At 67.7% G+C, this 17,347-nt stretch carries 14 protein-coding genes and 1 pseudogene; 5 read left to right on the top strand and 10 right to left on the bottom strand.

Annotated features, from left to right (window positions below; genetic code table 11):
* Positions 1–63: 63 nt before the first annotated feature.
* Both ACFTZB_RS20145 and ACFTZB_RS20140 read left to right on the top strand, forming a co-directional pair.
* A complete protein-coding gene (locus tag ACFTZB_RS20145) occupies positions 64–1,728 on the top strand; it encodes a class I adenylate-forming enzyme family protein (RefSeq protein ID WP_378433710.1) in 1,665 nt (554 codons plus the stop codon).
* Between the two features lie 3 nt (positions 1,729–1,731).
* Positions 1,732–2,424: a MarR family winged helix-turn-helix transcriptional regulator gene (locus ACFTZB_RS20140; RefSeq protein ID WP_378433709.1), complete on the top strand. Its 693-nt coding sequence runs from the start codon at positions 1,732–1,734 to the stop codon at positions 2,422–2,424.
* A 37-nt stretch (positions 2,425–2,461) separates the two neighbouring features.
* On the opposite strand, the gene ACFTZB_RS20135 is transcribed toward ACFTZB_RS20140, so the two are convergent.
* From ACFTZB_RS20135 to ACFTZB_RS20115, 5 genes and pseudogenes are all read right to left on the bottom strand, one after another.
* Positions 2,462–2,902, bottom strand: coding sequence for a hotdog fold thioesterase (locus ACFTZB_RS20135; RefSeq protein WP_378433708.1), 441 nt, complete (start codon positions 2,900–2,902; stop codon positions 2,462–2,464).
* A gap of 200 nt (positions 2,903–3,102) precedes the next feature.
* Positions 3,103–3,360 (bottom strand): annotated as a pseudogene (locus ACFTZB_RS20130) (acetoacetate--CoA ligase); the annotation flags it as partial.
* 154 nt (positions 3,361–3,514) lie between these two features.
* On the bottom strand, positions 3,515–4,177 hold the full coding sequence (locus tag ACFTZB_RS20125; protein WP_378433707.1) for an IclR family transcriptional regulator: 663 nt from the start codon (positions 4,175–4,177) through the stop codon (positions 3,515–3,517).
* 36 nt (positions 4,178–4,213) lie between these two features.
* Positions 4,214–5,362 (bottom strand): CaiB/BaiF CoA transferase family protein, encoded by a 1,149-nt coding sequence (locus ACFTZB_RS20120; protein WP_378433706.1) that lies wholly within the window; start codon positions 5,360–5,362, stop codon positions 4,214–4,216.
* Between the two features lie 12 nt (positions 5,363–5,374).
* Positions 5,375–6,526 carry an acyl-CoA dehydrogenase family protein gene (locus ACFTZB_RS20115; RefSeq protein ID WP_378433705.1) on the bottom strand — a complete coding sequence of 384 codons (1,152 nt, stop codon included), beginning with the start codon at positions 6,524–6,526 and terminating at the stop codon, positions 5,375–5,377.
* A 184-nt stretch (positions 6,527–6,710) separates the two neighbouring features.
* Between ACFTZB_RS20115 and ACFTZB_RS20110 the strand changes: the two genes are divergently transcribed.
* On the top strand, positions 6,711–7,088 hold the full coding sequence (locus tag ACFTZB_RS20110) for a hypothetical protein (protein WP_378433704.1): 378 nt from the start codon (positions 6,711–6,713) through the stop codon (positions 7,086–7,088).
* A gap of 79 nt (positions 7,089–7,167) precedes the next feature.
* On the opposite strand, the gene ACFTZB_RS20105 is transcribed toward ACFTZB_RS20110, so the two are convergent.
* On the bottom strand, positions 7,168–7,371 hold the full coding sequence (locus ACFTZB_RS20105; protein WP_005244612.1) for a cold-shock protein: 204 nt from the start codon (positions 7,369–7,371) through the stop codon (positions 7,168–7,170).
* A gap of 230 nt (positions 7,372–7,601) precedes the next feature.
* Here ACFTZB_RS20105 and ACFTZB_RS20100 point away from each other — a divergent pair, with 230 nt between their 5' ends.
* Positions 7,602–8,435, top strand: coding sequence for an alpha/beta fold hydrolase (locus ACFTZB_RS20100; RefSeq protein ID WP_378433703.1), 834 nt, complete (start codon positions 7,602–7,604; stop codon positions 8,433–8,435).
* Positions 8,436–8,457: 22 nt separating this feature from the next.
* Here ACFTZB_RS20100 and hutG read toward each other — a convergent pair whose 3' ends face one another.
* The 4 genes from hutG to ACFTZB_RS20080 are packed head-to-tail and all read right to left on the bottom strand — an operon-like array spanning position 8,458 to position 13,860.
* Positions 8,458–9,420: a formimidoylglutamase gene (hutG, locus tag ACFTZB_RS20095; protein ID WP_378433702.1), complete on the bottom strand. Its 963-nt coding sequence runs from the start codon at positions 9,418–9,420 to the stop codon at positions 8,458–8,460.
* A complete protein-coding gene (gene hutI / locus ACFTZB_RS20090) occupies positions 9,417–10,640 on the bottom strand; it encodes an imidazolonepropionase (protein WP_378433701.1) in 1,224 nt (407 codons plus the stop codon). Before hutI ends, hutG begins: the two co-directional genes overlap by 4 nt.
* A gap of 47 nt (positions 10,641–10,687) precedes the next feature.
* A complete protein-coding gene (hutU, locus tag ACFTZB_RS20085) occupies positions 10,688–12,364 on the bottom strand; it encodes a urocanate hydratase (RefSeq protein WP_378433700.1) in 1,677 nt (558 codons plus the stop codon).
* A 59-nt stretch (positions 12,365–12,423) separates the two neighbouring features.
* Positions 12,424–13,860, bottom strand: coding sequence for a purine-cytosine permease family protein (locus tag ACFTZB_RS20080; RefSeq protein ID WP_378433699.1), 1,437 nt, complete (start codon positions 13,858–13,860; stop codon positions 12,424–12,426).
* Positions 13,861–14,087: 227 nt separating this feature from the next.
* Here ACFTZB_RS20080 and ACFTZB_RS20075 point away from each other — a divergent pair.
* Positions 14,088–17,347, top strand: a 3,260-nt coding sequence (locus ACFTZB_RS20075) for an NAD-glutamate dehydrogenase domain-containing protein (protein WP_378433698.1), incomplete at its 3' end; no start/stop codon positions are given.

The following is a 17,347-nucleotide window of genomic DNA, read 5'->3' as shown; positions in this document are numbered from 1 at the left end:
ACAAGAATACTGCTGATGTAAGTCCCGCCGACTCGCGGGAGCCGCAGCCAACGGGGATAGGTAATGACACATACGAGCGCAGGACGTCTTCTGAAGACCACTGATGATTCCGGCCCTGCGATCCTCGTTGCGAACACCGTGCCGGAGATGTTCGAGGAAGCGGTTCGGAGGGTCCCGGATCGGGCGGTGATCGCCTATTTCGACGGCGAGCTGAGCTACGCGACTCTCGATCGACTCGCCACCGGTTTCGCCCATTACTTGCAGGCTCATGGTGTTGTGTCGGGCGACCGGGTGGCTGTCCAACTACAGAGCTCACCGCACTTCGTGATCACCGTGCTCGGGGCGTGGAAGGCCGGTTGCGTGATCGTCCCCGTCAACCCGATGTACCGCGCGCGCGAGGTGCGTGAGTTGCTCGACGACAGTGGTGCCGTGGTCGTGGTGTGTTCGGAGGAGGGTTACGCCGGCATACTCGGTGACGTCATCACGGGCACCGCGGTCCGGGTCACCGTGACCACCGGTGAACTCGACTTCCAGACGCGGAACCTGCCTACGGTGTTCGGTCCCGTCCAGCGTCGCGTACACGCCGGTGTCGACGACTTGATCGAGGTCGCTCACACGCAGAAGCCGAACGGTACGGCTCTCGCCGTCACGCGGCCCGAGGACCTGGCAGTCATCTGTTACACATCGGGCACCAGCGGCCCACCCAAGGGGGCGATGCTCACGCACGCCAACCTTCTACTGGGCGGTGTGGGCACCGCCGAGTCGCTCGGCCTTCCGGCCGGTGTTCGCATCTTTGCCATGGCTCCGCTGTTTCACATCACCGGGCTCGTCGTCGAACTGGTGCAATCGCTCATCCTTCGCGGCACCCTGATTCTGCCGTACCGGTTCGTTCCCTCCGTTGCCCTCGACCTGTTCACCGAGTATCGCCCCCACTTCACGGTGGGACCCCCGACCGCCTACTCCGCACTCATGGCGACCGAAGGTGCAAGCCGTGAACACCTCTCGTCCTTCACGATCCTGCTGGCCGGCGGAGCACCGCTGTCTCCGGCGGTCGTGGACCGGTTCGAAGAGCACTTCGGCCACTACATTCGCAATGGTTACGGTCTCACCGAAACCTCCGCCGCATGCGTTCTCATGCCGCCCGGGCAGCGAGGCGAGGTCGATGACGTCACCGCTGCGCTGGCGAACGGCCTGCCATTCCCCGATGTCGAACTGCGCATCGTCGACGAGGCCGGTGCGACCGTGGAGACCGGCGAGCGTGGCGAGATCCTGGTGCGCGGTCCCATCGTCACCACCGGCTACTGGAGAAAGCCGGACGAGACCGCCGCAGCCTTACGTGACGGGTGGTTCCACACCGGTGACATCGGGCTCCTCGACGACCGTCACATGTTGTACGTCGTCGATCGGATCAAGGACATGATCATCGCCTCCGGATTCAAGGTGTGGCCCGGGGAGGTCGAGTCCGTCCTCTACCAGCACCCGGCGGTACGGGAAGCTGCTGTCATCGGTATCGAGGATCCGTACCGAGGACAGACGGTCAAGGCCGTGGTTGCTCTCCAACCCGGAACAGACGCAACCGCGGACGAATTGACAGCGTGGTGTCGTGAGCGAATGGCCGCCTACAAGTATCCGCGAGTGATCGAGATTCTCCCGGACCTGCCCAAAACGTCGAGTGGGAAGATTCTGCGGCGCGCGCTTCGCACCGCAGACCACGTATACAAGGAGTAAGCCATGAACCGCGCTGCCGCGGCCTCTACATCAACCCGGGGTCGCGCCGAGATCGTCGCCGACGCCGCTCGTACCCGCACCGTGCCCGACAGGAGCAATCGGCCAGGCAATATCATGCATGCCATGGCAAAGGCGCAGCAGGGCTCAGCTCCTCCGACCGGTTCCGCTGGCATCTCCGCGTCGGCGGTCAGGGGCTCGGAGTTCGGTGAGGTTGCTGCGCGGTTGACCCGCGAACGTCACGCAGGACTCGACGACCAAGCGGTCGCCCTCGGGCTGACCATCATCCGTGTCTCGAACGCGCACATGCAGGAATCGGAGCGCCGGATCCACCGTCCGCATGGATGGAGTTGGAGCGGATTCCACCTCATGTACATGATCTGGTTGTTCGGCGAAATCGAAGCCCGCGACATTGCCCGACTGGCCGGTGTCACTCGCCAAACCGCATCCAGCGTGCTGTCCAACCTCGAAAGCAATGGCTTCGTACAACGAGAGCGCACTTCGAGCACCGACAGGAGGCTGGTCTCGGTCACTCTCACCCCGAAAGGCCTCGAAGCCATCGACGAGGCATTCACTGAGCAGAACGAACTCGAAACCGAATGGTTCGGCTGTCTGAGCCCCGAAGAACGCGACCTGCTCAAGAACTTGCTCGATCGGGTCGCTACCCAGATAAAGCACTCCAAACACGCTGCGCCGTAGCTATTTCCGGACAGCGCGCTTCGACCGCAGTCAGCGTTCAATCGGCGGGCAAAATCTGTGCCCCGGTCCGAAGGGTGTTACCGCGAAAAACCGCTACGAGTTGTCCGTCGTCTCTGCGCACCACTACGTCGTAAATTCCCGCTCTACCCGCCTGGTGCGACACCCAGCACTCGGCGAGCAGATTGTCTCCGGTCCGTGCCGCGGCAGGATAGGAGATATTGGCCGTAGTTGTCACACTTGCCTGATTCGATGCACTGGCCGCATATGCCAACGCGGTATCCGCGAGAAGGAAAATGATTCCGCCGTGGCAAATTCCGAGTGTGTTGGCCATGTCTTCGCGGACGGTCATCGCCATCACGGCGAACCCCTCGTCGATCTCTCGGCACTCGATGCCGTGGGACTGTGCGCACCGATCGCCCGCCATCAAGGCAAGTGCGACCTCGTCCGGCAAGGGGGTCATCGCACTGTCGATGTTCATGCAGGAGCCTCTCAAGATTGTCAGTGATCTGACAATTGATCATACGTGGGCGACCGGGCAGATTTCAATGTCGATGGGGTGAACGATTTCTCCTCGGTAAGCCCCCAAGTTCACCCGCCGCGTCGGTCGCCGGCCACGCTGTCGTCCTCGAGCCGGCCGAGTGGACATGCCCGGACGGGCGACCTCTGAGTGGCCGCGGGTCACATTCGGATGCATGGCGTACCACAGTGCGTGCGTCCCTGTTCCTCGTACCAGGCGAGGAGGTCGGGATCGTCGACGGACTTGGGGTCGACGTTCACGTCACGGCCGGCGAGCATGCCGGTCACGGGGATCTCCACCTTCTTACCGGTGCGGGTGTGCGGGATGCCGGGGGCGAGGATGACCTCGTCGGGGACGTGTCGCGGCGACAGGCGAGTGCGGACGTCGGCGCGGATGCGTTGCACTAGTTCGTCGATCAGCGGTGAGGCGTTCGATCGACATCGTCGACGCCGTGATCGGGGGAACGGACCTGCCGTGCGGGTCCACCGGCCCGCTCGAGTTCTCGGGCGAGACCCCTGTCACCGTCGACGGTGCGCCGACCGTCCCGTCGGTGTGCCCGGTTTCACGCGCCGATCACGTAGCGGGGGAGCCCAGTTCCGCCGACAGCGCACGGCAGTGTTCGACGAGGACGAGGCCGTGCCGCGCGCACAGAGCGTCGTCGAGGCGGAACGTCGGCCCGATGACGCTGAGGGCGCCCACGATCCGCCCGACAGCGTCGTAGATCGGGGCCGCCACACCCGTCGAGTGGTCCTCGATGGTGTCGTGGGCGATCGCGTATCCCTCGCTCTGCAGGTCGCCCCGCAGCGCGGCGCCGACGGCTGTGCCGTCGAGCGGCACCGTCTGCCCGACCCATCCCATGTGCCGGATGGCGTGGGTGCCCTCGATCTGCGCGAGATACAGGGCGGTGCCCTTCGGGCCGTGGGTCGACAGGTACGTGGATTCGCGGGTTCCCTCCGCGATCGCGACCATCGCGGGCCGGGCCCGGGACAGCAGCTGGTTGTCGCTGATCGCCCGGGCGCCGATCTGGAGAAGCCGCGGCCCGGCTCGGTACACGTTGTCGTCGCCGCGGACCAGGAACTCGCTCTGCTCCATGCTGCGGATCAGGCGCAGCGCGGTACTCGTGGCGAGACCGGCGGCCTTCGCGGCGTCACCGAGCGTCAGCCCGCCCTGCTCGGTGATCGCGCCGAGCAGTTCGAAGGTGCGGCTCGCGCTGCGGGTCACCTCTCCGGGGGCCATGGGTCTCTCCTGACGGTCGCGGGTGTCGGCGTGAATCTACCGTGCGGAGATCTCGGACAGCAGGGGCTGCCGGTGTTCGTCGAGCAGCGGGCTGCGGCGGACCCCGGGGCGTGCGCTGTCGCCGAACACGACCGGCTGCCGCACGTAGTCGATGGTTCCCGCGACGGGATGCTCGAACGATTCGACGAGTCCCCGGTGCCTGCTCTGCTCGGACGACAACGCCTGTTCGACGTTCCAGATCTCGGAGCTCGCCAATCCGGCCGCGCCGAGGATCGCGACCACCTCGGCGACCGTCTTGTCCTTCGCCCAGATCTCGATCTCGGTGCGCAGGGCGGGTTCGTGATCGGTGCGGGAGGTGTCGTCGGCGAACCGGTCGTCGCCGAGAAGGTCTGCGCGATCCATGGTGTGCGCGAGCTTCTCGAACCCGGACTGGTTGGCGACGGCGAGGACGAACAGTCCGTCCGCCGCCCGGTACGTGTCGAACGGGGTGGAGACGGGATGCCGATTGCCCACCCCGGCCGGCGCGACCCCGGAGGCCTGCAGCTGACTGTGCGCGGTGGGCAGCATCGCCAGCATGCTGTCGAACATGGCGACGTCGAGGTGTTGCCCCACACCCGATTCCCGGGTGCCGACGAGGGCGGAGCTGATGCCCCACGCCGCGAACAGTCCCGCGACGAGGTCGCCGAACGACTCTCCGAGCCTGGTCGGGCCGGATTCGGGGGAACCGGTGATGCTCATGACCCCCGACATCGCCTGCACGACGAGGTCGTAGGCGGCCGCGCCCGCGAGAGGCCCGTCCTGCCCGAAACCGGAGATGGACGCGTACACGAGCCGGGGATTGCGGGCGTGGACGGTGTCGTAGTCGATGCCGAGCCGGGTGGTCACGCCGGGCCGGAAGTTCTCGACGAGAACATCTGCCGTGTCGAGGAGATCGAACAACACGGCGCGATCCGCTTCGTCCTTGAGATTCAGTGCCAGTGAGCGCTTTCCGCGGTTCAGCACATTGAAATAGATGCTCTCGCCGTCGCGGAACGGGCCGAGGTGCCGCGAGTCCTCGCCGACGGCGGGCTCGATCTTGACGACGTCGGCGCCGGCGTCCGCGAGCAGCGCCGTGCAGTACGGTCCGGCCAGGACGCGGGAGAGATCGACGACGCGGATGCCGTCGAGGGGAGGCAGGGTAGGCATGACGAGCCCTCCTCAGAATTCGGTCGAGCGCGGCGACGGCGCGTTGGCGGCGATGGTGAGCAGCTGGATCTGCGAGGTGCCCTCGAAGATCCGGAGGATCCGGCAGTCGCGGTAGAGGCGTTCGATCTCGGATTCGCGCATGAACCCGGCGCCGCCGTGAATCTGCACGGTCTGGTCGACGATCGAGAAGCAGGCCTCCGTCGCCACGTACTTCGACACCGACGCGGCGCGGCGTAGGTCGGCGCCGGCGTCCTTCATGTCCGCCGCCCAGTCCGCGGTGACCCGGGAGGCGACGAGTTGTGCGTCGCACGCACCCAGTAGCAACTGGATCGCCTGGAATTCGGCAATGGGGTGTCCGAACTGTTTGCGCTCGGCCGCGTAGGACCGGCCCAGTTCCCAAGCGCGCAGCGCGATTCCGTTCGCCATCGCGGCCACGTCGATGCGGGCGCGGTTGAGGGCGGTGAGCGCGATGTTGCCGCCGCGACCCTCGGTGCCCACCACGGCGTCGTGGGGGAGGACGACGTCGTCGAGGTACACGGTGTAGGTGGGCGCCGATCGGATGCCCAGCTTGTCCTGCGGCTCCGAGTAACTCACGCCGGGAGTGCCCTGGGGGAGGACGAACGCGGTGATGCCGCGGAAGCCTGCCGACGGATCGGTTTTGGCGAAGAGGACGACGAGGTCGGCCTCCTTGGCGTTGGAGATGTACGTCTTCGACCCCGACAGGTGCCACCCGTCGTCCTCGCGCCGTGCCGTCGTGCGCATCGACGCGATGTCGGAGCCGGCGTCCGGTTCGGTGAGGGCGAACCCGGCGAGCAGTTCACCGGAGGCGAGCCGGGGCAGCCACCGGCGCTTCTGCTCCTCGGTTCCGCCGACGAGGATCGGCTCGAGCCCCAGGTAGTGCGCGGTGTAGATCGAGGCGAGGGCGGCGTCGGTGCGGGCCACCTCTTCGATGGCGATCAGTTGGGTCCTGGTGGACAGGCCGAGTCCGCCGAACTCCTCGGGCACCGAGATGCCCATCAGGTCCTGTTCGCCCAGTCGCTTCACCAGCTCCGCCGGGAACTCCCGCGTCTCGTCGCGGAACGCGGCGCCGGGGTGGATCTCACGGTTGGCGAACGCGCGGACTGTGGAACGGAACTCGGCGGCATCGAGCAGCTGATCGGTCACGGGAACTCCTGTCGGAAGATCAAAATTGCCATCTAGTGAAATAGCAATGCCATTTGGTGGCATATCGACTATGAAGGAGAACGCCGAATTTGTCCAGAGGCGCCGGTGTCCCACGCGCAGGAGGGGGTACTCGACGAAGCACGGACAGTCCACATCCCGTCCGGCACGGCAGAGGGAGGCAAGAATGCGTGCGATCACACGAGGGATCGTCACCGCGGGAACGGCGATCGGCGCCGTCATCGCCGGCGCGGGGGCGGCCGCGGCGGAACCTGCGGCCGCGCCGTCCGGCACCTATCAGGGAACGACCACCACACCCGCGGGAGAGTTGATCTGGAAGGGGAAGACCTTTCAGGGCGACACGGTGGTCAACAACTTCGCGTTCGGACTGACCGGACTCGCGGGCACGACGTCGCAGGACGGGAACGGAAACACCGTCATCGACTACAGCCCATCAGGTCTGGGGTTCCTGACCGACAGGATCTCCCCCAACGCCGACGGGAGTTACACCGGGGCCGTCTACGTGGGCGGCAGCCAGGTGGGAAGTTTCGGCCTCTCGAGATAGCTGTCCCGGGGCCTGCTACGACAACGAGGCCGCACCTCTCGGGTGCGACCTCGTCGTCACAGTGTTATCGGGGCGTCGGTCAGACGGCCCGCACGTTCTGGGCCTGCGGGCCCTTCTGGCCCTGTCCGACCTCGAACTCCACCCGCTGGTTCTCCTCCAGCGACTTGTAGCCGCTGCCCGAGATCTCGGAGTAGTGAACGAACACGTCCGCGCTACCGTCGTCCGGCGCGATGAATCCGAAGCCCTTCTCGCTGTTGAACCACTTCACAACACCCTGCGCCATACCGTTCACTCCCTGAGTTGCCGCCCGGGATCTCACATCGAGATCCCGTTCGCGTAAATCTCATCCTGTCATCTAGCCGCGCGTGCTTCCAGTGGTAGGCCCACGAATCCTCCGGATCCGGGGCTCTCGGGAGGTCGTGGGCGAGAAATTTCCCCCACGGAACCGATGATTCTGCCCGTCGGGGGCGGTCCTACCTGCGACCGATGATCACCTGCAACGAGGAGAACTCGATGAATTCCGCATCGACCGCCACCACCCGCGCCCGGACCCTCGACGTGCCCGGTGCCAGGCTGTACTACGAGGTACGGGGCTCGGGTCCCGTCGTGGTGCTCGTCGGCGCCCCGATGGACGCCGACGCCTTCGCGCCCGCGGCCGATCTGCTGGCCGCCGAACACACCGTGCTCACGACGGACCCGCGGGGCATCCGCCGCAGCCCGGTCGACGACCGCGACCGCGATTCCACCCCGGAGATGCGCGCCGACGACCTCGCCCGGCTGCTGAGGCACCTCGACGCAGGCCCTGCCGTGGTGTTCGGTTCCAGTGGCGGCGCCGTCAGCGCTCTCGCGCTCGTGCAGGCGCATCCCGAGCTGGTGCACACCGTGATCGCTCACGAGCCGCCGCTGGACGAACTGCTCGACGACCGCGAGCACCTGCGCGTGAAGACCGACGAGATCATCGACGCCCACCTCGGCGGGGATGTCGTGGGAGCGTGGAGGAAGTTCCTGGATCTCGCGAACATCCACCTGCCCGAGGAGGTGTTCCAGCAGATGGTCGGGGGCGAGCGGGACGAGCAGACCGAGGCGGACGAGTACTTCCAGCACGCGCACATGCTGCGCCCGACCACCCGCTGGTGCCCGGACCTCGCCGCGCTGTGCTCGGCGTCCACCCGCATCGTGGTCGGAATCGGCGAGGACTCGGGAGGTCAACTCTGCGATCGGACGTCGCGGGCGCTCGCCGCCGATCTGGGGATCGAGCCCACGCTGTTCCCGGGTGATCACATCGGTTTCGCCCACGACCCGGACGCATTCGTCACCCGCCTGCGCGCAGTGCTGCGGGAGGGCTGAGCTCGCGGCCGCGCGGGCGACCTCAGCCGACGATCGGAATGCGTTTCGTGACGATCCGATGGAGGAACCGGGCGGCGGTGCGGGCGGTGCGGTTGTCGATGTCGAACGCCGGATTGAGCTCGGCGACATCGACAACCGCGAGTTTCCCGCTGGCCGCGACCGCGTCGCACACGAATTGAATCGTCTCCGCGGGCACCCCGTACGCGGCGGGAGCGCTCACTCCCGGCGCGACCGCGGCGGGCAGGACGTCGAGGTCGAGGGTGAGGTAGACGAGATCGACGTCCGACAGGAACTCGCTGACGAACACGGCCACGCGGTGCCGGTCGGAGACCGAGCACTCGTCGTCCAGGAGGTACCGGACGTCGTATCCGCGTGCGGTGTCGAACAGCGCGGTGGTGTTGCTGGGCTGGCTGATGCCGAGCACGGAGTACTGCAGGGTGGTGCCCGCCGCGTGTTCCCGTTCGAGGATCTGCCGGAACGGTGTGCCCGAACTCGGCACCGGATCGGACCGCAGGTCGAAGTGCGCGTCCAGGTTCAGGATCCCGACCCGTTTGCGCGGGGTCCGGACCGCCGCCTGCGCCAGACCGAGGTACGTCCCGAACGCCACTTCGTGGCCGCCGCCGAGGACCACCGGGAACTGGCCGGCGTCGAGCGTCGCGGCAACCACCGCGCCCAGCGCCTCCTGCCCGGCTTCGAGACGATTGTCGGTGACCGCGACGGTGCCGGCGTCGTACGCGCGGAGCGGTTCGGCGAGCGCCATCGACGACAACGCGCTCCGCAGCGCGTCCGGACCGCGGGACGCCCCGCGGCGTCCCTTGTTCCGTTCCACGCCCTCGTCGCTGGAGAATCCGATGAACACGCAGGCGCCCGGCTCGGCGCCGTCCCGCATCGGGGTCACCGTCTGGTGCCAGCGGAGGTGGTGACTCGACGTGCCGTCCGTCCTGCCGACCCAGGGGGGCGGCGGTATCAACAGGTTCTCCATCATCGCAATGCCCTCGCTTTCTCGTGATCGACGTGCGCGGACCAGGCGAGTTCGCCGCCCCGCCACACATCGCTGACCAGGGGGACGCCGGGCCGGTAGGCCAGGTGCAGGTACGACGGCGCGTCGAGGGCGAGGGCGTCGGCCCGCGCTCCGGGACGCAGGACCCCGACGTCGGCGCGTTGCAGCGCGCGGGCGCCGCCCGCCGTCGCCGCCCAGATCGCTTCGTCCGGGGTCATGTGCATGTCCCGCACCGCGATCGCGATGCAGAACGGCAGGCTGGTGGTGTAGCTGGTGCCGGGGTTGCAGTCCGCGCCCAGCGCGACCGTGACACCGGCGTCGAGCAGGGCCCGGGCATCGGGGTACTTGTTGCGGGTCGAGAAATCCGCGCCGGGCAAGAGGGTCGCCACCGTCGAACTCTGCGACAGCGCGTCGATGTCGGCCTGCGTGGTGTAGCAGACGTGGTCGACGGACGCGGCGCCGAGTTCGACGGCGAGCTGGACTCCGGGCCCCTCGCGGAGCTGGTTGCCGTGGACGCGGGGGATCAGCCCCTTCGCCATTCCGGCGGTGAGCACGGCGTGCGCCTGATCGCGGTCGAATGCGCCGGTCTCGCAGAACACGTCGATCCATTTCGCTTGCGGTGCACAGGCATCGATCATCTCCGAGCAGACCATGGCGACGTAGTCGTCGGCGCGGCCCGCGTATTCCGGCGGCGGGACGTGCGCGGCGAGCAGCGTCACCTCGTCGGTGAGGGACGCCGCGATCCGCGTGCTGCGCAGTTCGTGCGCGACCGTCTGCCCGTAGCCGGTCTTGCACTCCACGGTGGTGCTGCCCGACCGCAGCGACTCGTCCAGCAGTCGCCGCGTGTTCGCCTGCAGTTCTTCGTCGGTGGCGTTCCGCGTCGCCTCGATCGTGTTGCGGATGCCACCCGCCGCGTACGGCTGCCCGGCCATGCGGGCCGCGAATTCCTCCGCGCGTTCCCCACCGAACACCAGGTGCGAGTGGCTTTCGACGAAGCCCGGCAGCACCGCCCGGCCGTCGAGGTCGTACCCGACGTCCGCGGCAGGCGCCGCGTCGGTGCTGCCGACCCAGGCCACCACGCCGCCGTCGAAGACGACGGCGGCGTCGCGGATCAGCCCGAGCGGACCTTCCCCCACTGTCGGGTCGTTGGTCACCAGGGTGCCGATGCCGGTCAGCGCTGTGGAGCGGGAGGTGTTCGCTGTCACTGCTGTTCCTTCCAGTGGTTCGACGATACGGTCGCTCGGGCGGTTGGTCATCCCTCGGACATCGGCACGCGGACGCCGCGCTCGCGGGCGACGTCGGCGGCGTGGTCGTAGCCGGCGTCGACGTGCCGGATGACGCCCATGCCGGGGTCGTTGGTCAGGACCCGCTCCAACTTCTCCGCGGCCAGGTCGGTGCCGTCCGCGATGCACACCTGACCGGCGTGGATGGACCGGCCCATGCCGACCCCGCCGCCCTGGTGGATGGACACCCACGACGCGCCCGACGCGGTGTTGACGAGCGCGTTGAGCAGCGGCCAGTCGGCGATCGCGTCGGAGCCGTCGAGCATCGACTCGGTCTCGCGGTACGGCGACGCGACCGATCCGGAATCGAGGTGGTCGCGACCGATGGCGACGGGCGCCGACAGCTCACCGGACGCCACCATCTCGTTGAACTTCAGGCCGGCCTTGTGCCGTTCGCCGTAGCCGAGCCAGCAGATCCGGGCCGGCAGACCCTCGAACGCCACCTTTTCGCCTGCCATCGTGATCCAGCGCTTGAGGTGCTCGTTCTCGGGGAACAGTTCGAGGATCGCCTTGTCGGTGGCCTCGATGTCCTTCGGGTCGCCCGACAGCGCCGCCCAGCGGAACGGGCCGAGGCCCTCCTCGAACAGCGGACGGATGTAGGCGGGCACGAAACCGGGGAAGTCGAACGCGCGGTAGTAACCGGCCTTGCGGGCCTCGTCGCGGATGGAGTTGCCGTAGTCGAACACCTCGGCGCCCTTGTCGAGGAAGCCGACCATCGCGGCGACGTGGCGGGCCATCGACGCGCGGGAGTCCTCGGTGAACTTCACCGGGTCCTTGTCGGCCATCGCCTTCATGTCGGCGAAGTCGATTCCGAGCGGCAGGTACGACAGCGGGTCGTGTGCCGACGTCTGGTCGGTGACGATGTCGATGGGGGCGTTCATGGCGAGCAGTTCGGGGAAGATCTCGGCGGCGTTGCCTTCGAGGCCGATGGACAGCGGACGCTTCGCGTCGCGGGCCTCGATCGCCAGACGCAGGGCGTCGTGGATGTCGGTGGCCTTGGTGTCGAGGTACTTGTGCGCGATCCGGCGGTCGATGCGGGTGACGTCGCAGTCGACGCAGATCGCGACGCCGTCGTTCATCGTCACGGCGAGGGGCTGGGCGCCGCCCATGCCGCCGAGGCCCGCGGTCAGGGTGATGGTGCCGGCGAGCGAGCCGCCGAAGCGCTTGCGGGCAACGGCGCCGAACGTCTCGTACGTGCCCTGCAGGATGCCCTGCGTGCCGATGTAGATCCAGGATCCGGCGGTCATCTGCCCGTACATGATGAGGCCGAGGGCGTCGAGCTTGCGGAACTCCTCCCAGTTGGCCCAGTCGCCCACCAGGTTCGAGTTCGCGAGCAGGACGCGGGGCGCCCACTCGCTGGTGCGGAACACACCGACCGGCTTGCCGGACTGCACCAGCATCGTCTCGTCCGACTTCAGGGTCTTCAGCGTGCGGACCATCGCGTCGAACGCTTCCCAGCTGCGCGCGGCCTTGCCGGTGCCGCCGTAGACGACGAGCGAGTCGGGGTGCTCGGCGACCTCGGGGTCGAGGTTGTTCATCAGCATGCGCAGGGCGCCTTCTTGCTGCCAGCCGAGGGTCGTCAGTTCGGTGCCGCGGGGCGCCGACACGTGGCGGGGTCCGGAAACCGGAGGCGTCGTGGTGGTCATGTCGTGTACTCCTTGATGGTCGAACGAGAGAGGTGGAAGAGTCTGGGGGTCAGCGTGATTCACTGTCGAGAATCAGCCATGGCGGTGTGTTCCGGGTAGATCATGGCCGGGGGCGGGTTGCTGCTGCGCCGTGCGAGCGGGTAGTAGATCGCGGCGGTGAAGACGATGCCGACGATCCAGGAGATGTCCGCGCCGCCCAGCATGTCCGTCACCGGGCCGGTGTAGAGCTTCTGTGCGAGGAACGGGATCTGCGCGACGACGCCGATGGCGTAGCAGCTCATCGCCGTCGTGTTCCAGCGGCCGTAGCGGCCCGCCGGGTCGTACAGGGCCGGGATGTCCACGCGCTCCTTGGAGATGAGGTAGTAGTCGATCAGGTTTATGGCGCTCCAGGGGGTGAAGACCATCAGCAGTACGAGGACGAAGTTCTTGAAGTTGTTGAGGAAGTCGGCGCTGGCGCCGATCGCGATCAGCATCGACACCGCGACGAACCCGATGATGTACAGGGTGCGGGCCCGGGACGAGATGCGCGACTGCCCGTTGAACGCGGTCACGGTGGTGAGGATCGACATGAATCCGCCGTACGCGTTGAGGCAGTTGACGGTGAGCTTCCCGACCAGGATCACCAGGTAGATCATCAGGGCGATGACGGCGGGTCCGGCGAGTTCGCCGATGAAGCCGACCTGGTCGCTGAGGAACGCGTCGCCGGCGACGGCGGCGACGAGCGCGCCCAGCGTCATCGACCACTGCGAGCCGATCACGCTGCCCGCGAACGTCGACCAGAAGGTCTTCCGCTCGCTGGTCGAGCGCGGCAGGTAGCGGGAGTAGTCCGCGACGTACGGTCCGAATGTCAGCTGCCAGCCGGCTCCGAGCGAGATCGCGAGGAGGAACGTGACGATGTCGAAGCCCTTGATTCCGACGAACGCGGCCACGTCGTACTCGGCGAACAAGCGGATCAGCAGGTAGGTGAAGCCGATGATGCCGACGACGGTCGCGACCTTGCCGACCACGTGGATGAGCTTGTACCCGGTCACCGCCACGAACGCGGTCATCGCGCCGAAGATGAGGATGCCGACGGTGGCATTGTCGATGTGGAGGATCTCGTTCACGGCCTGACCGGCGAGGACGCTGCCGGTCGCGGCGAAGCCGAGATACATCAGGACGACCAGGACGAGCGGGAGCACGGCGCCGAGGACGCCGAACTGGGCGCGGCTCGAGATCATCTGCGGCAGGCCGAGACGCGGTCCCTGAGCGGAGTGCAGGGCCATCACGGCACCGCCGAAGATGTTGCCGATCAGCAGGCCCACGATGGCCCACAGCGCGTCCGCGCCGAAGACGACCGCCAGGGCGCCGTCCACGATCGCGGTGATCTGCATGTTGGCGCCGAACCAGAGCGTGAACTGGCTGCGCGGAGATCCGTGGCGCTCGTCGTCCGGGACGACGTCGATGGTGCGACGCTCGGGCGCGAGGCTGATCTCGGGAGGTCCCTCGTGTGTCATTGGCCTGATGTCTCTCTGTGACGAGTCCGGCAGCTGGGTCGGTCCCGGGTGCTCTGTCCCATGTCCTGATTCCAGTGTGCTCTGACTCACGTTTTTTATCGCGTTAGATGTATAGTCCTGTATAGACAACCCCCTGTCAAGCGTTCTCCAAGGACCCAGCCGAGAAGCGTGCCGGCCCGCCACTGCACCAGCCGGGAGTCCCGATGCTCCCGACGGAAGGTACTGACATGAGAGTAATTTCGACGTCCTCACATCCGCTCGAGGGCGATGAGCAGCTGTTTTCCGACCAGGAGACGCGCGAGCGCTTCCTCGACCTCTACCTCCGCACCGCAGGTCACCCCTCCGCCGACAATGCGGATCCCGAGGCACGTGATCGGATCGCGAACACACATCTCGAGACGGGACGGCACCGGATCCCCGGGACCGCGGTCGTGCGCGGCATCGACGCCACGGACCCCAGCGGGATCGGACCCGCCGTGCAGATCGTCACCGACGACATGGCGCTGCTCGTCGAATCGGTACTCCTCACCGCGGCCCGGGTCAGCGCCCCCATCGAGGAGGCACTGCACCCGGTCGTCGCCGCCCGCCGCACGGAGTCGGGCACCCTCATCGACGTGCGTCCGGCCACCGACGCGGGGACGGCGGAGTCCTGGATCCACGTGGGGCTTCGCGCCGACACCGACAGCACAGTCGTCGCCGCACTCGCCGAATCCCTGACCGCCGTCCTCGCCGACGTGCGCCGGGTCAACGCGGATCTGGCGCGCATGCGCGAACTCCAGATCCAGGTGTCCGGGCAACTCGACGCGCAGGCAGGCCAGGGCACGCTGTCCGAAGAACTCCGGGAGGCCGCCGACTTCCTGCGGTGGTGCGAAGCGGGCAACTTCACCGTCCTCGGATACGCGCGGTACGACGCCGACGGCGCACCCCGGGAAAGTCTCGGCGTCCTCCACGACCGGGAGGGCGACCGTGCACCGGCCACCGATGCCGGTCCCGTCCTCGCGATCGGGCAGGCGGCGCTCCCGGTATCCGTGCACCGTTCGTCGTATCCGTCCTTTGTCGGTGTCCGGGCCGCAGGGGAGGAGCACCGCTTCGTCGGCGTGTTCACGCCCGCGGGCAGGCACGAGAACGTCCTGGACATCCCGGGTGCGGGCCGGCGGGTGCGGGCCCTGCTCGACCGCGCCGGCTTCGACATCGACTCCTTCTCCGGACAGGCCGTGCTGCAGGTCGTGCAGGCGCTGCCGCTGACCGAGTTGTTCGCTGCGAGCCCGGATTCGCTGCATTCGGCCCTCACCGAGGTCGCCGGCATCACCGCGCGCGAACACATCCACCTCTTCCTGCGCACGGACGTCCCCGGCGACAGCATGTCGGCATTGGTGTTCATCCCCCGGGACCGGTACAACACGCGGACGCGCCTGGCGGCCCAGCAGGTCCTCCTCGACGAGTTGAACGGCACCGCCGTCGAATACACCACGAACGTCTCCGAGTACCCGCTGGCGATGGTGCATTTCACGATGCGCGTTCCCTCGGACACCGAGGTGACGGACACGCGGCGCCTGGACATTCAGCGCCGGATCGTCCGGGCCTGCCGGACCTGGGACGACCGGTTCCACGACGAGTTCGACGCAGCCGAACGCGAACTCCGCGCGCACTATTCGGAGAACTTCCCCGCGGTGTACAAGCACGACTTCGACACCGAGCGCGCCCGGACCGACGTCGCGGTGTTCGAGACGCTGACGGACGGGGCGATCGAGACGCGACTCGACACGCAGGCCGCCGACTGGCGTTTCACCTTCTTCGTCGGCGGCGCCCCCGCCTCCCTCAGCGACGTGCTCCCGATCCTGCAGAGCATGGGTGTCGCGGTCCTCGACGAGCGTCCGTACACGGTCGCGAACAGTCGCGGAACCGGCTGCTGGATGTACGAATTCGGGATTCGGCACGCATCGGCCGGGCCGGTGGACGACGCGCTGGCGCACCGCTTCACGGAGACGTTCGCCGCGGCCTGGGAATCCCGCGCGGAGACGGACAGTTTCAACGAACTCGTACTCCGGGCGGGCCTCGACTGGCGCGAGGTGGAGGTGCTGCGGGCCTATGCCCGCTACCTCCGGCAGGGCGGGTTCCCATACAGCCAGAACCACATCGCGACGGTTCTCGGAGATCACCCGGAGATCTCGCAGGCGCTGATCCGGTTGTTCGCGGCGAGGTTCGATCCGGACGGCACTCTGGACTGCGCAGACCTGATGGCCTCGCTGGAAACGGCGATCGGCGACGTGCTCGGTCTCGACGCCGACCGCATCCTGCGCGCCTACCTCAACGTGGTCCGGGCGACCCTGCGCACCAACCGTTACATCCGCACGGGCCGGGAACGGAAGGTCCTGTCGTTCAAATTCGACCCGCAGCGGATTCCCGAACTGCCGCAGCCGCGGCCCCGCTTCGAGATCTACGTCTACTCGCCGTGGGTCGAGGGTGTGCACATGCGGTTCGGCGCCGTCGCGCGAGGCGGCCTGCGGTGGTCCGATCGCAAGGAGGACTTCCGCACCGAGGTGCTCGGACTGGTGAAGGCGCAGGCCGTCAAGAACTCGGTGATCGTGCCCGTCGGCGCGAAGGGCGGATTCGTCGTCACGCGTCCGCCGGCACCCACCGGCGACCCGGCGCGGGATCGGGACGCGCAGCGCGCCGAGGGTGTGCGCTGCTACCGCAGCTTCATCAGCGGACTGCTCGACGTCACCGACAACGTGGACCTCGCGAGCGGCGCTGTGATCCCGGCGCCCCGGGTGGTGCGGCACGACGGCGACGACACCTACCTCGTCGTCGCCGCGGACAAGGGCACCGCGACGTTCTCCGACATCGCGAACGACGTTGCGTCGCAATACGGATTCTGGCTCGGTGACGCGTTCGCGTCCGGCGGATCCGTCGGGTACGACCACAAGGCGCTCGGCATCACCGCCCGCGGCGCGTGGGAGAGCGTGAAACGGCACTTCCGGGAGATGGGGGTCGACACCCAATCGGAGGAGTTCACCGCCGTCGGGATCGGCGACATGAGCGGCGACGTGTTCGGCAACGGAATGCTGGCCAGCCCGCACATCCGGCTCGTCGCCGCTTTCGACCACCGGCACGTGTTCCTCGACCCGAACCCCGACGCGGCCACGTCCTTCGCGGAGCGGGAACGGCTGTTCGCGATGCCGCGGTCGTCGTGGGCGGACTATGCGCCCGACCTGATCAGCGCGGGCGGCGGTGTGTGGGAACGGTCGAGGAAGAGCGTTCCGGTCAGCGAGGAGGCGCGGCGCGCGCTCGGGCTGGCGCCCGGGACCACCGAACTGTCGCCACCCGACCTGGTTCGGGCGATCCTGCGGGCGCCGGTGGATCTGCTGTGGAACGGCGGGATCGGGACCTACGTGAAGGCGGGCACCGAAACACACCTCGACGTGGGCGACAAGGGCAACGACGGCGTGCGGGTGGACGGCGCCGACGTCCGGGCGCGCGTGATCGG

Origin of the sequence: Rhodococcus sp. NPDC057014, assembly GCF_042673295.1 — a bacterium.
In the GTDB taxonomy this organism is placed as follows: domain Bacteria; phylum Actinomycetota; class Actinomycetes; order Mycobacteriales; family Mycobacteriaceae; genus Rhodococcus_F.
The sequence above is the reverse complement of the archived record's forward strand: the minus strand, read 5'-3'. Positions and strand labels throughout refer to the sequence as shown.